The organism is Staphylococcus sp. GDY8P57P (assembly GCF_017892585.1).
GTDB lineage: Bacteria > Bacillota > Bacilli > Staphylococcales > Staphylococcaceae > Staphylococcus > Staphylococcus borealis.
Map to the genome: position 1 here is coordinate 119226 of NZ_JAESLK010000003.1, position 14215 is coordinate 133440.

At 33.6% G+C, this 14215-nt stretch carries 12 protein-coding genes; 5 read left to right on the forward strand and 7 right to left on the reverse strand.

All coding sequences use genetic code 11. The annotated features are described in order from the left end of the window. Positions 1-37 precede the first annotated feature (37 nt). The 3 genes from thiI to ezrA form a co-directional block, all read right to left on the reverse strand. A complete protein-coding gene (gene thiI / locus KA878_RS01320) occupies positions 38-1261 on the reverse strand; it encodes a tRNA uracil 4-sulfurtransferase ThiI (protein ID WP_193839230.1) in 1224 nt (407 codons plus the stop codon). Then, positions 1262-2398 (reverse strand): cysteine desulfurase family protein, encoded by a 1137-nt coding sequence (locus KA878_RS01325; RefSeq protein WP_210142052.1) that lies wholly within the window; start codon positions 2396-2398, stop codon positions 1262-1264. 435 nt (positions 2399-2833) lie between these two features. After that, positions 2834-4528 carry a septation ring formation regulator EzrA gene (gene ezrA, locus KA878_RS01330; protein WP_193839228.1) on the reverse strand — a complete coding sequence of 565 codons (1695 nt, stop codon included), beginning with the start codon at positions 4526-4528 and terminating at the stop codon, positions 2834-2836. 129 nt (positions 4529-4657) lie between these two features. Between ezrA and KA878_RS01335 the strand changes: the two genes are divergently transcribed. Beyond that, positions 4658-5125 (forward strand): GAF domain-containing protein, encoded by a 468-nt coding sequence (locus KA878_RS01335; RefSeq protein WP_193839227.1) that lies wholly within the window; start codon positions 4658-4660, stop codon positions 5123-5125. 224 nt (positions 5126-5349) lie between these two features. Continuing rightward, positions 5350-5952, forward strand: a complete 603-nt coding sequence (gene rpsD, locus KA878_RS01340) for a 30S ribosomal protein S4 (protein WP_011275505.1) — start codon at positions 5350-5352, stop codon at positions 5950-5952. A gap of 69 nt (positions 5953-6021) precedes the next feature. On the opposite strand, the gene KA878_RS01345 is transcribed toward rpsD, so the two are convergent. Next, positions 6022-6768, reverse strand: a complete 747-nt coding sequence (locus KA878_RS01345; protein ID WP_193839226.1) for a glycerophosphodiester phosphodiesterase — start codon at positions 6766-6768, stop codon at positions 6022-6024. 78 nt (positions 6769-6846) lie between these two features. Between KA878_RS01345 and KA878_RS01350 the strand changes: the two genes are divergently transcribed. The 3 genes from KA878_RS01350 (at position 6847) to serA (ending at position 10141) form a co-directional block, all read left to right on the forward strand. After that, the gene (locus tag KA878_RS01350) at positions 6847-7287 is read left to right on the forward strand and encodes an OsmC family protein (RefSeq protein WP_193839225.1); all 441 of its coding nucleotides are present in this window, start codon (positions 6847-6849) and stop codon (positions 7285-7287) included. A 105-nt stretch (positions 7288-7392) separates the two neighbouring features. Continuing rightward, positions 7393-8553, forward strand: a complete 1161-nt coding sequence (locus KA878_RS01355; protein ID WP_193839224.1) for a pyridoxal-phosphate-dependent aminotransferase family protein — start codon at positions 7393-7395, stop codon at positions 8551-8553. Next, complete coding sequence (gene serA / locus KA878_RS01360) at positions 8543-10141, forward strand: phosphoglycerate dehydrogenase (RefSeq protein ID WP_193839223.1); 1599 nt, start codon at positions 8543-8545, stop codon at positions 10139-10141. The genes KA878_RS01355 and serA overlap by 11 nt, the downstream gene beginning before the upstream one ends. 129 nt (positions 10142-10270) lie before the next feature. On the opposite strand, the gene KA878_RS01365 is transcribed toward serA, so the two are convergent. The 3 genes from KA878_RS01365 to KA878_RS01375 all read right to left on the reverse strand — a co-directional run bounded on the left by KA878_RS01365 (position 10271) and on the right by KA878_RS01375 (position 14102). After that, complete coding sequence (locus KA878_RS01365; protein WP_193839222.1) at positions 10271-11395, reverse strand: HAD family hydrolase; 1125 nt, start codon at positions 11393-11395, stop codon at positions 10271-10273. A gap of 223 nt (positions 11396-11618) precedes the next feature. Beyond that, the gene (gene nagE, locus KA878_RS01370) at positions 11619-13085 is read right to left on the reverse strand and encodes an N-acetylglucosamine-specific PTS transporter subunit IIBC (protein ID WP_193839221.1); all 1467 of its coding nucleotides are present in this window, start codon (positions 13083-13085) and stop codon (positions 11619-11621) included. Between the two features lie 390 nt (positions 13086-13475). Continuing rightward, the gene (locus KA878_RS01375) at positions 13476-14102 is read right to left on the reverse strand and encodes an LPXTG cell wall anchor domain-containing protein (RefSeq protein WP_193839220.1); all 627 of its coding nucleotides are present in this window, start codon (positions 14100-14102) and stop codon (positions 13476-13478) included. Between the last annotated feature and the right edge of the window lie 113 nt (positions 14103-14215).

A 14215-nucleotide genomic window follows, 5' to 3' on the forward strand; every position in this document is an offset into this window, starting at 1 on the left:
GCAATTCCCCTTTATTTGAATGTATGTTTATTCTATTTTAAAATAACTCATCCATTAATGCATCAGTGTTTTGGTCTTTTTCGCTTTTATAATCTTTATTAATTGTTAAGGTTTCAATATTATCTGCCGCACGTTGAACCATGTCATCAAAGTCAAATACACTTTCATATTTAACTACTTTATCAAAATCTGGTTCAGTCACAGGATTTTTTGGTGTGAAGATTGTGCAACAATCTTCATAAGGTTGAATGGAAACATCAAATGTACCTATTTCACGTGCTTTTTTAATAATATCCTCTTTATCTAATGAAACAAGTGGTCTCAAAATTGGAGTAGATGTGACATCATTGATCGCATACATACTCTTTAGCGTTTGACTTGCAACTTGTCCTAAATTTTCACCATTGACAATCGCATGTGCACCAACGTTCTCTAATACAATATCGGCTACACGTAACATCATTCGACGTGTTGATGTCATCGTATATCTAGGGTGAACTACTTTATTTATTTGTTTCTGTAGTTCTGTAAATGGTACAATATGCAATTTAATTGGTCCCACTCTCTCTGATAAAATACGCGTAAGTTCAATCACTTTATCTTTAGCCTTTTCACTTGTAAAAGGTGGGCTATGGAAGTGAATCGCCTCTATGTTTACACCACGTTTCATAATTTCCATTCCAGCAACGGGTGAATCGATACCACCCGATAACATTAAGAGCGTTTTACCACCTGTACCAACTGGCAAACCACCGGCACCTTCAAATACTTGCGTAAAGACATAAACCCCATCCATTCTTACTTCAACTCTGACATTATGATCTGGATGTTTTACATCTACTGTTATATCTTCCGTAGCTTGTAATATCGCGCCTCCAAGTTCACGTTGTAATGCATACGTATCTAATGGAAATGATTTATCTACACGTTTAACATCAATCTTAAATGTATCTCCCGCTTTGAAATCCTGAGCTAAATCGACACATAAATTTTTAATATCTTCTAATTCTTGTGATGTTTTATGCACTGGACTTACCGATTTAATACCGAAAATTTTAGTTAATCGATCAATGACTTCTTGCGCATCCGCTTCTTCAGTTAAAGAGATATACATTCTATCCCTTTTTCCTTTTACATGGGTCCCCTCAAACGTTTGTAATGATTTATTCACATTATCTTTCAATGCATTAACAAACTTTTTGCGATTCGTTCCTTTTAAAGTTAATTCTCCATATCTAACTAATAAGTGATCGAACTTCATTTACTTTAACAACTCCTTAATTTCTGTATATATTATTTCAAATTTTTCTTTAAAATGATTGATATCATCTTCTGTAGTCAAATCACCAAATGATAATCTAATACTACCTTCTATTTTATTGTCAGCGATTCCCATCGCCATTAATACTTCATTTAATTTCCCTCTTTTAGATGAGCAAGCACTTGTCGTTGAGACCATAATATCAGATTTTGAAAATGCATTAACTAACACTTCACCTTTTACCCCTGGGAACGCAACATTTAATATTTGTGGCGCACCATCTTCAGGTGAATTAATATAAACGCCTTTATAGTTTTTGAAAAATTGACGAAGCTCATTATTAAAATGACGCATACGATGGTTACGGTCATTTAAATCATCTAGTGCTAAAGGAATTGCTTTCACTAAGGATACGTTCATAGGTAAGTTAACCGTTCCACTTCGTATACCATATTCTTGGCCTCCACCATGCACAATGGGCTCTAATTTATCTTTATTATCAATTAATAGTAATCCCTGACCTTTAAGTCCATTAAATTTATGACCACTGAAACTTACACTATTAATCCCTTCAAGGTGTAATGGAATTTTTCCCAATGCTTGAACGGCATCAACATGTAGATGGGCTTTAGGATAATCTTTTAATAATGTCACTATTTCATCTATAGGCTGTATTTGTCCCATAATATTATTGACATACATACAAGTAACAAGCCCGACTCTATCATTCATTAACGTCGCTAAATGTTCTAAATCGATACGTCCATCTGAAGTGATATTTACATATTTTAATTTAAAACCATCATCTTCTAAATGTCTCATAACTTCTAAAACTGATGGATGTTCTAGAACAGAAGTTATAATTTCATTAGCAAACTGTTTCTTTCTATAAGCTATCCCTTTTAAAGCTATATTGTTAGATTCTGTGGCTCCACTTGTGAATATAACATCTGTATTCTGTCCAATGGGTAACATGGCTTTAATCCGTTCCTTAGACTGTAGCAGCACTTTTTCCGCTTGCAACCCCCACTTATGCGGACTATTAGGATTAAAATATACCGCTTCATTAACTTTAATAAATGAATCGAGCACGTCTCTATGGGGCTTTGTAGTGGCAGCATTGTCAAAATATATCACTTAAAACACTCTCTTTCATTCTCCGTTTAATTATTAAATTTATTTATGTCAAATTGAATTCTAATATACATATTTTACAAAAATAGATACTAAAGCATTATACTATTTTTAAATAAAATTAAAAGACGTCAAACATAAATTTAAATAAACTCATCTATTAAGCAATGCTTAAACTTCGATATAGATAAATTTAAAATCAAATTCACTATAGTATGAAGCATAGTGATAAATATAAAAGGAGTGGAACAGAACTCAATTAGAGTTCATTGTTCCACCCCTTACGAGGATGACTGGCTTTGAGAACAGTTGCATTATACTTCATTCTCAATTCAGTTAGCTACTGCAACTTTGCGATGTAGCCTACATATATTTTTATTTAGACAGGTTTCATTTTAAAATAACGCGATAAAGTTATATACAACATTAAAATTTCAACTAACCTTTCGCTACCTCATCTTCAATGTATTTTGTAATTCCAGGCTCTACACTTTCTAGTGCTTGTTCTGAAATTTCGATTGAGCGTTTATAACGATTATTTTTAAATAAGCGTTCTGCCTCATTTAAACTTTTATCTACATTATTATGATCCTTACGATAACGGTTTCCATATTGAATTAAGCGTTCTGCATATACCGCATTTATCAATACATCGTTTGCTTCATCTTCAAATGTATTCATCTGAATAACAATTTTAGCAACTTTATCTTTAAGTTGTTTTACGTGGATTGGTCGTTCACTAAATTGATCATTTGTCTCACGTACTTCATGATCAATTTCATTTTTCATAATAATGAAGCGTTCAGGCACACTCGTTAAGTTTGAAGCTAAAAGTCGACGATAAACTTCTTCTTTTTTAGATTGGATACGTAAGAGGTTATCTTCTGCTTCAGCTTCATCCTCTCTCAATTGGATGAGATGATTTTGTAATTTTTCTTGGTCCTCGTTAATGACTTTAACATGATCGTCTAAATATTCTAAGTTGTCTTTGACTTCACTATAACGGACTGCAGATTTTGCCATCTCTTTAAGAATGTCATCATAAACAGCGACTAAGTTTTGAATTTCGTTCTCATGCTGTCTAATACTATGAACATCACTTTCGTTAATGAAGTAATTTTCACGAATATAGTCGATCTCAGTACGTAAAGTATAGTTCATTTCACGTGCTTTAAATAATTCATCAGTGATTTGTTCTTTAGTTTCTTCAACTTCATTTTTTGCTTTGACTTCATGTTCAATTAAATCATACATTTCATCAAGCTTATCATTGATTTGTTCTAATTTATCATTTGCATTATCTAACTCAAGACGACTAATCATTGGCTCCACAAAATTTAACTCTGTTTTTAAACTTTGTAATGTACCATCAATTTTGACATGATCTAAATCATAGCCATTCATCTTCAAATCACGACAACCATATTTTAAATCTTGGAACTGACCTGGAAGTTCTTTTTGCGCTTCACGAATTAATTCCGGAATTTCTTCCATATATTCTTGAATTTCTTCCATCGATTCATTTAGCCCCATAATGTGGTTGTGCGCTTGAACATAATTACCATCTGCTTTAAGTAATTCATACTGTTCAAGTTCTGGTTCAAATGATTCTATTCTCTTTTCAAGAGGTGATGCAGCATCACCAAACTGATGTCTATTTGCTAAAACATCACGTTTCATTTCTCGATAATTCGTCTTACATTTTTCAAAAACTTGATCGTTTTCTTTATGTAAAGCTACGATTTCATTTACGTCTTCAACTTGTTGTTGGTAGCCAGCCTCATATTTGTCCATTAACTCATGTGCGTCATCAATGTCACTTTGTGCTCCAGAAAATTGAAACTTATCAAGTTGAATTTCAGCATCGTGGATTTTCTCTTCCACAGGTGCTAAGTAGTTGTTTGTATAATCTAAGGTGTCTTGCTTAAAGGCATCATATTTCGTTCTAGTTTCACCTTTTAAATTGAATGCAGAAAGTTGTTTTAAATTTTCTTCAAAAGGTAATTTTTGAACTTTTAATTTACGTTCTTCAGCGTCTTCAACAACTTTTCGTTTATTGGAACGCAAATAAAACATGATTCCTACAATGATTAAAACAATGACAATTATTGCTAATATTGTGTATAAAACCATCTCATTCTCCTCCTATATTATCATCATTATAACGCAATTACCGCTTTCATTAAAATAGTAAATGAATGAATTGATAGAATAAATTTTTCCATTTATAATTTTAATAAAAATAACAAATGAGGTATGTGTATGCCAATAATAAAAGAAACAAATTACAATCTATTAATGAAACAGCTTCAAAGTTTAATTGAAGATGAACAAAATCTTATTGCCATTTTAAGTAATACATCAGCCCTGTTAAACGATAATTTAGACCAAATCAATTGGGTCGGTTTTTATCTTATTGACAATGACGAGCTTATCCTTGGCCCTTTCCAAGGTCATCCAGCCTGTGTTCATATTGCAATTGGTAAAGGTGTTTGTGGTACTGCAGTAGCAGAGAATCAAACACAATTAGTTAAAGATGTTCATGCTTTTCCAGGCCATATTGCATGTGATGCAAATAGTAAATCAGAAATTGTTATTCCTATCCACGTTAACAACGACATTATAGGTGTTTTAGATATCGATGCACCAATTAAAGACCGATTTACAATAGAAGATCAGCAAGGTTTAGAAAATATTGTTCAAATTCTCGAAAAACAACTAACGAATTAATTAAAAAGTATTGACACTTTGATAAATACTGTTACAATGGATTTTGTGTGAATTAACGAAAATAGCAGTTGTATATCAATAAGCTCTATGTTGTTCCCAATGCGGACGTGTCGCGTAACTGACGCTATAAGGTGAAGACACATAAAACAACATATCCTATTGGGCATGCAACACTCTTTTTTGTTTATTCATAACAACAAAAAAGAAAAAGGAGGAGTCTTAATATGGCTCGATTCAGAGGTTCAAACTGGAAAAAATCTCGTCGTTTAGGTATCTCATTAAGCGGTACTGGTAAAGAATTAGAAAAACGTCCTTACGCACCAGGACAACATGGTCCAAACCAACGTAAAAAATTATCAGAATATGGTTTACAATTACGTGAAAAACAAAAATTACGTTATTTATATGGCATGACTGAAAGACAATTCCGTAACACATTTGACATCGCTGGTAAACAACACGGTGTACATGGTGAAAACTTCATGATTTTATTAGCTAGTCGTTTAGACGCAGTTGTATATTCATTAGGTTTAGCTCGTACACGTCGTCAAGCTCGTCAATTAGTTGGTCACGGTCACGTTGAAGTAGATGGTCGTCGTGTTGACATCCCATCTTACTCATTAAAACCTGGTCAAGTTATCACTGTACGTGAAAAATCACAAAACTTAGACATCATCAAAGAATCTGTTGAAATTAACAATTTCGTACCAGAATACTTAGACTTTGATGCAGATAGCTTAAAAGGTACTTTCGTACGCTTCCCTGAACGTAGCGAATTACCAGCTGAAATCAATGAACAATTAATCGTTGAGTACTACTCAAGATAAGTTCATAACAATGAACAACCACCCTTCCTCATGGAATGGGTGGTTTTTTTATAAACCTTTCGCTTAATTCTATAACTTAAAGAGAACTTCAGGTAAATCAGATATGATGCCATCTACACCTAGACGTATTAGTTTTTTAGCATCTTTCGAGTGATTTACAGTGTACGGTATTACTTTCAATGAATGACGGTGTGCATTTTTAATAAATTTAGAAGTAACTAATTTATAATTAGGATTAATAAAATCCGCGTACTGTGATATTGCTTCAAAATCCGGAGATTTATACCAATATTTCTTTCTACTAACAAGTAACCCTAATGGATACACACTTCCTAATGACCTTAACCGCTTCACAGATGTATCATCAAACGATTGAATAATCGCTTTATGCTCAGGCACATTATAAGCTTTAAGTGCTTTTAGAACAGCTTCTTCAATACCCGGATACTGATGTGGCACTTTTATTTCAATAAGTAACGTTTTTGAATAATTTTTACTTAAGGATAATACGTCTTCAAATTTAGAAATTTTTGTATTTATAAAAGAAGGATTATGTTGTATCCCAAAATCAAATGTTGATAATTCTTCGAATGTATAGTCTTGGACTTTACCTTTACCATTAGAAGTACGATCGATAGTATCGTCATGTATAACGACTAAATGATGATCTTTACTAAAATGTACATCAATTTCTAACATATCAACATGTTGCATTAATGCAGCCTTAAAACTTAATAGTGTATTTTCTGGAAATTGATTAGATAAACCACGATGCGCAACGATTTGAAATGCTTGATTCGGTCTATTTATTTTCATTGAAGTCACCTTTCTTTAATTATGTCACACTTTAAACTACACTAAAGTTACCATAATATAACTGGAGGTCAAACATAAATGGTTAAGCATGACTTTAAAGTACAAACCCAATGGTGTGGAGGTCGCGAAGAAGTAGGAACTGTTAGCGGCGATGTGATTACTGAACAAATTTCCATACCTGCACCACTTGGCGGTAACGGAACAGGTACTAATCCTGACGAATTACTCGTTTCTGCCGCATCTTCTTGTTATATCATCTCTTTAGCAGCTACATTAGAAAGAGCCAAATTTACCAATATTCAAATTACTAATGATTCGATAGGTACTGCCCTATTTGAAAATGGCAAATTCAAGATGGCGACGATTTCACATTATCCAAAAATTTTAGTCACTTCATCAGAAAAGGAAAAACTTGAAAATCGACTACCTAAATTATTAGAAGTCGCAGATCATAACTGCATGATATCAAATGCGATTCGTAATAATGTAGAAATTCAAATTCAAGCAACCATACAGTAAATAGCATCAATCACCTTTAGCCTAACCATGTGGCGGTGATTGCGCTTTTAAATTATCAGAATATTTGGTAAAATGGTAAAATCTTATACCGTGGGAGGAATTTTAATGAATTATTATGAACCACTTTTATTAACACCAGGACCTACGCCAGTTCCAAATGAAATTAATCATGCATTAGGATTGCCAATGGTCGGTCATCGCTCTCCAGATTTTGAAATCATCGCCAAAAAAGCCTTCAACAACTTGAAGCCCATTTTTGGTACTGATAATGAGGTTATGATTTTAACATCAAGTGGGACAAGTGTCTTAGAGGCAAGCATGTTGAATATCGTCAATCCTGATGATCATTTCGTCGTTATTGTGTCAGGTGCATTTGGTAATCGTTTCAAACAAATTGCAGAAACGTATTACAAGAATGTCCATATTTATAACGTAGAATGGGGACAACCCGTTAATGTAACTGATTTTATAACATATCTCAGTCATTTAGAACATACAATTACAGCTGTATTTACACAATTCTGTGAAACTTCAACTGCTGTTTTACATCCTGTAGCCGAATTAGGTAAGGCGTTGAAACTATTCAATGAGGCTATCTATTTCATAGTAGATGGTGTTAGTTGTATTGGTGCAGTCGATGTTGATTTGAAACGCGATTACATTGATGTTTTAGTTTCTGGAAGCCAAAAAGCAATCATGCTACCGCCTGGACTAGCCTTCGTAGCTTATTCTAACCGTGCATTGCAACGTTTCCAAGAAGTAACGACACCACGCTTTTACTTAAATTTAAATAAATATTTTGATTCATTACAGCAGGACTCAACCCCTTTCACACCAAATGTTGGATTATTTAGAGCTGTTAACGCTTATGCTGACTTAATTAATGCTGAAGGCTTTGAAAATACAATTAAACGTCATTACATTATTAGAGATGGTTTAAGAGCGGCATTACGTGCGTTAGATTTGGAACTTTTAGTTGAAGATGATTTCGCTTCCCCTACGGTAACATCGTTTATACCAACAGATAAAGACGAACTGACTCATATCAAGTCAACGTTAAAAACAAAATTCAATATTACTATCGCTGGCGGTCAAGGAAAATTAAAAGGAAAGATTTTACGCATTGGCCATATGGGTAAAGTATCTCCTTTCGATATTCTAGCTGTCGTGAGTGCATTAGAAGTCATACTTACGGATTATCGTCAGACAAATTATATTGGGCAAGGTATAACAAAATTTTCAGAGGTGATTCATAGTGAAGCATAACATTCTAGTCTCAGATCCTATTTCAACTGATGGTTTACAAAGTTTATTAAACCATCCTGATTTTAACGTAGATATTAAGACGGATTTAGATGAACAAGCTTTAATCAATATTATAGGTGATTATGAAGGCTTAATCGTTCGAAGCCAAACTCAAGTTACCCAACAAGTGATTAAACACGCTAGTAGCTTGAAAGTGATTGCACGAGCTGGTGTTGGTGTAGACAATATTGATATTGATGCAGCTACACTACAAGGTATACTTGTAATTAATGCACCTGATGGAAATACCATCTCTGCAACAGAACATTCAGTAGCGATGATTTTAGCGATGGCTCGCAATATTCCTCAAGCGCACGCATCTTTAAAAAGTAAAGCGTGGGATCGTAAAGCATTCAAAGGGGTAGAACTGTATCAAAAAACATTAGGTGTCATTGGCGCTGGGCGAATTGGTATCGGTGTAGCACAACGCCTTCAAAGTTTCGGTATGAACGTATTAGCTTATGACCCCTACCTTACTGAAGATAAAGCGCAACAACTCGGTGTTAAACTTGCTACTATTGACGAAATCGCAAAGCAAGCTGACTTTGTAACTGTTCATACACCATTAACACCTAAAACAAAAGGTATCGTTAATGCTGAATTCTTTTCAAAAGCAAAACCAACGTTACAAATTATTAATGTTGCTCGAGGTGGCATTATCGATGAAGAAGCATTATTGTATGCACTGAATCACAACCAAATTGCGCGGGCTGCACTAGATGTCTTTGAACATGAACCACCTACCGATTCACCGCTAATAGATCACGAGAAAATTATTGTGACACCGCATTTAGGCGCATCAACAGTAGAAGCTCAAGAAAAAGTAGCAGTTTCAGTTTCAGAAGAAATAATAGATATTTTGGAAAAGGGAAATGTCACTCATGCAGTCAATGCACCTAAAATTAGTTTCAATGATATAGATGACATAACACAACAATGGATTGATATTGGTGAGTTATCTGGTGAATTAGCCATTCAATTGATTGATGGTGCACCAAGAGAAATCAAAGTCACATTCAATGGTGATGTAGCCAAACAAGAAACAGATTTAATTACTCGTTCAATTGTTAAGCGAATATTAGAACAAGATTTAGGTGACCGTGTCAATATCATTAATGCATTCGCACTATTAAATGAACAAGGTGTTACACGAAACGTAGAGAAGCGAGCATCACAAGGTACTTTCAGCAATTATATTCAAGTTCACTTAATTAGTGATTCAGAAGAAGTTAAAATTGGTGCCACTGTCATTGCTGGTTTCGGAGCACGCATTGTACGTATTAATAATTACTCAGTTGATTTTAAACCAAATGCTTATCAACTTGTTTCTTATCATGGTGATAAACCTGGCATCGTTGGTTTGACTGGTCAATTATTAGGTGAACATCATATAAATATTGCATCAATGTCATTAGGAAGAAACGAACAAGGTGGCCAAGCCATGATGGTATTATCTATTGACCAACCTGTCACAGAGGAAATCATTGAATCATTATACCAGTTAGGTGGTTTTAATAAAATTTACGGTACTACGCTTTCAGTTAAATAAATTATCTTAAGTTAAGATTAAACAACTTATGAATCCACATAATTATACCCCTTAATGATTGATTTCGTTATATCATTAAGGGGTTTTTAATATTTATAATTTACAATTTAATCACTTAAAATTTCAACTTTAGCATAAAATATCCTTAATTAAACCTATATGGTCGACGATATAATCCGCTTCATAATGTTCTAATTCCTCACGTGCGTCTTGCCCTTTCAACCCTGTTAATGTACCAATAAATGTGGCACCTATTTGCTTAGCACAAAATAAATCTGCCAATGAATCTCCAACTACCACTACATCTTCTTTATTAACTATGTGATTTTGTTCCGTGATGTACTGTTTATAATTTTCTTTTTTATTTCCATTTAACGTCGCAATATAACAAAACGGATTGGGCTTGCCAAGTGGTACAAAGTCAGGATAGTCATTCTCAGCTTGCATTACGTCACTTGCAGTCACAATATGTTGATCTGAAAAGAATGATTTAATTCCGAGTGATTCAAATGGTACTAACGTTTCAGTTCTAGGTCTACCTGTGGCAATAGCAAGATGATAGCCCTTCTCTTGTAACATATTAAGCAATGATTGAATTTCTTCAACAGGTCTTAGCACAGTTTCGTGATAAATAAAGCCGTCTATGCCATGTAGCGTCGGTTGCTTTTGTTCGACTTGTTCAAATAAGTTAGATCCTAAGTATAACTCTTGGTATACGTCTCTCGTAAGATACCATAATGGTCCTTTCAGCTTGAAGAAACTCGCATCTTTAACACTTAACTGTTCCATCGCATAGCGTTCTAGTTCTGCATAAATATTATCTTTACCACTTTGACTTTGATTCATAAACGCAATAGGCAATTCATAATTAATTTGATACGCTTTGTCGATGAATGGTTGAATTTCGCGCATGCTTGTAGCAGAGATATGACTTTCGTTTAATATCTCTTCTCGTTCTTGTAATGAAAGTTGTTTCAACAGTTGTATAAAGTGAATACTAAAAACGACAAATAACATATCCCAATTTGAATTTAACCCCATCGATTTTAATCGATTTAGAATGATATCATTTTTAAAAATATTGTTGCGTATTTTAGTAATACGCTGATCATTTAATTCATTTAGTTTAAAAGATTTCCCCATACCTAAAAATTGTTCACTTTTAAGTAATGTTTCAATTGTTAGTGCTGACGTATCAAAGCAACGTTCTTCACTTAAGAATACACCATCTACATCAAATAGTATTGATTTCATAGCTTTTTCGCTCCATTATTTTTGAATATTCTGATACTTATAATCTTAACGCCTTCACACTTAATGTCAATATTGCTATTATAAAAAAACTGATGAATTATAGGTGCCTCCTAAAATTCATCAGTTAGTTGAACAACATATATTTATCAATATGCTTATATCTTATCAAATCACTAAGACATATTTTGTCTGTCGACGTACTTTTAAAATGATTCTCTTCAATTTATAGTTGTTTTTCTATTTCATCCGCAACTTGTTGTACGTGTGTGCCGATGATGACTTGTGCTGAATGTTGACCACTTTTTGTCACACCTACTGCGCCAGCATTTCTAATTTTTTGTTCATCAATTATGGAATTATCTTTTAATTCCATTCTTAATCTTGTAGCACAATTTGTTAGCGTAGTAATATTGTCACTACCACCTAACCCCTCAAGAATTTGACTTGCAGATTGATAATACTTACTTTTACTTGATGAAGCTTTTGTATCTTCATTTTCAGTTGTATTAGCTGTAGGATCCGCTAATAAATTATCGCCACGTCCAATTGTATTAAGATTAAATATTTTAATAACAAATCTAAAGATAAAGTAATATAGCGCGAAAAATACAATCCCTTGAACCAGAATCATTAACGGGTGGTTAGCAACAGGATTAATTAACGATAATGCATAATCGATTAAGCCTGCACTAAATGAAAAGCCTGCTGTCCAGTGGAATAATGCAGCAACAAATAATGATAAACCTGTTAATAACGCATGAATCACAAATAATACTGGTGCAACAAACATAAACGCAAATTCAATCGGTTCTGTTACGCCGACCATAAATGCTGAAATAGCACTTGCTACAAACCAACCATACACTTGTTTCTTCTGACTTGATTCAGCAGTATGATACATTGCTAGCGCTGCGGCAGGCATACCAAACATCATAATTGGGAAAAATCCTGCTTGATATCGACCAGTAATACCTTTAATAGCATCTTGTCCAGTTTGGAACTTGCCGATATCATTTATGCCTGCTGTATCAAACCAGAACACTGCATTTAATGCATGGTGAAGTCCAGTAGGAATTAATAGTCGGTTGAAGAAGCCGTATAAAAATGCCCCAAATGGTCCAAAACCAATTAGCCATTTACCAAAAGCTACAATTGCAGAGTAAATAAATGGCCAAGCAAATAGTAAAATCGCAATTAAAAATGTACAATAAAAAACAGTCATAATTGGAACTAAACGCTTACCACTAAAGAATGATAATGCTGTTGGTAATTCAAAATCACTGAATTTGTTATAACAGTATGCTGCAATTAATCCTATAATAATACCTATAAATACATTTGAATTATCCATCTTACTAAATCCATCGTTGACAGCACTTACTTTGATGTTAAATAATGGTGCGATGAACTCTGGAGATAATACTTTTACAACCAGTGCATATCCTAATGCACCTGCTAATGCTACTGCACCATCGTTTTTCTTAGCCATGCCTATTGCTACACCAATTGCGAAGATAAGACCAAGTTGGCCCAATATGGCTGATCCTACAGTAGTGAAGAATAGTGATATTGTTGGTAAAACATTTAGTGCTTTAAGCAAATTACCGATACCAACAATAATTGCACCTGCAGGTAATACAGCAACAGGCAGCATTAAGGATCTACCTAATTTTTGAAAAAACTTAAACATTCCGTTCACTCCCAATACGTACGATATTCAATTATTTTATCGATAACTATACTATGTATACAGTTCCTTTATTAATTTACCATAAATGTAAGCGGTTTTGATGTGTCAATTTTAAATCATTTTATGAAAATTTATTATTATTAAATTGTCAAAAATATTTCTCTTTCTGATAATTTTAATTAGGTTTTATTAAAATGAAAAGGGAGCGGGACAGAATTCTTTTGAATTCGTCATCCCACCCCCGCATGGATGACTAGAACTGAGAAAAGCTTGATTGAAGCGCCTTCTAGCTACTGCGAATTTGATAAATAGCATTACTATATAATTTATGTCCCAGACTACTTTTTCAAATCAAAATTATACACAAAGATTTAAATTGTTTGAGAATTTCTATTTATTAGTATTGAAACGTTTAAATGTTAATAATGAACCAGCTGCTAATAATACTGAAGCGATGATAGTAACTAAACTAGAATTAGATTGTTCGCCTGATTCAGGTAATGCTTTTGTTGTAGCTTGATTTTGTTGTTGTGTGTTACTATTTTCTTCACCAACAGTTGAATTTTGAGTTTGATTGTTTTGTGAAGGCACATTATCATTAGTTGCTTGATTTTGTTGTTCATTATTTGAATTGTCATTTGCAACATTATTAGATGTATTTTCTTGTGCTGTATCAAATTGATAGTAGCCTACATTAGTCATTTCTCCGTTTTCAGTTCCAGCAGCTGCACCTGATCCAACTTTAACTAAACCGTCTTTGTAAACTTCAATAGCACCTGAACCATGTCCAGACTTATTACCAAAAAGAATTAAATAATAATCCCCCTTATCTTGTGGTTTATTAAAATTTAGTTTCTCTGGACTGTCCCCATGTTCCGCCAAAACACTACTTCCAATGGCTACAGCATTGTTAGCTGTTACTTCACTTTCAGCAGCGTTTGCTTGATGTACTCCCACTCCTGCAAATAACAATGCTCCTGCTAAAGTTGATGATGCTAAAATATTTGTTTTTTTCATATTCAAAGCCCCCTAGTTTATAAATAAAATACGAGATTGATAAATATTCATGTAATTCTATGTTGTACACAAATTTATATTAACATCATTTTGTAGCTACATTTTTAATTTAT

Coding starts and splice junctions, on each gene's coding strand:
- thiI (WP_193839230.1), bottom strand. CDS start 1,261: ATGAAGTTCGATCACTTATTAGTTAGATATGGAGAATTAACTTTAAAA.
- ezrA (WP_193839228.1), bottom strand. CDS start 4,528: ATGGTTTTATACACAATATTAGCAATAATTGTCATTGTTTTAATCATT.
- KA878_RS01335 (WP_193839227.1), top strand. CDS start 4,658: ATGCCAATAATAAAAGAAACAAATTACAATCTATTAATGAAACAGCTT.
- rpsD (WP_011275505.1), top strand. CDS start 5,350: ATGGCTCGATTCAGAGGTTCAAACTGGAAAAAATCTCGTCGTTTAGGT.
- KA878_RS01345 (WP_193839226.1), bottom strand. CDS start 6,768: ATGAAAATAAATAGACCGAATCAAGCATTTCAAATCGTTGCGCATCGT.
- KA878_RS01350 (WP_193839225.1), top strand. CDS start 6,847: ATGGTTAAGCATGACTTTAAAGTACAAACCCAATGGTGTGGAGGTCGC.
- KA878_RS01355 (WP_193839224.1), top strand. CDS start 7,393: ATGAATTATTATGAACCACTTTTATTAACACCAGGACCTACGCCAGTT.
- KA878_RS01365 (WP_193839222.1), bottom strand. CDS start 11,395: ATGAAATCAATACTATTTGATGTAGATGGTGTATTCTTAAGTGAAGAA.
- nagE (WP_193839221.1), bottom strand. CDS start 13,085: ATGTTTAAGTTTTTTCAAAAATTAGGTAGATCCTTAATGCTGCCTGTT.
- KA878_RS01375 (WP_193839220.1), bottom strand. CDS start 14,102: ATGAAAAAAACAAATATTTTAGCATCATCAACTTTAGCAGGAGCATTG.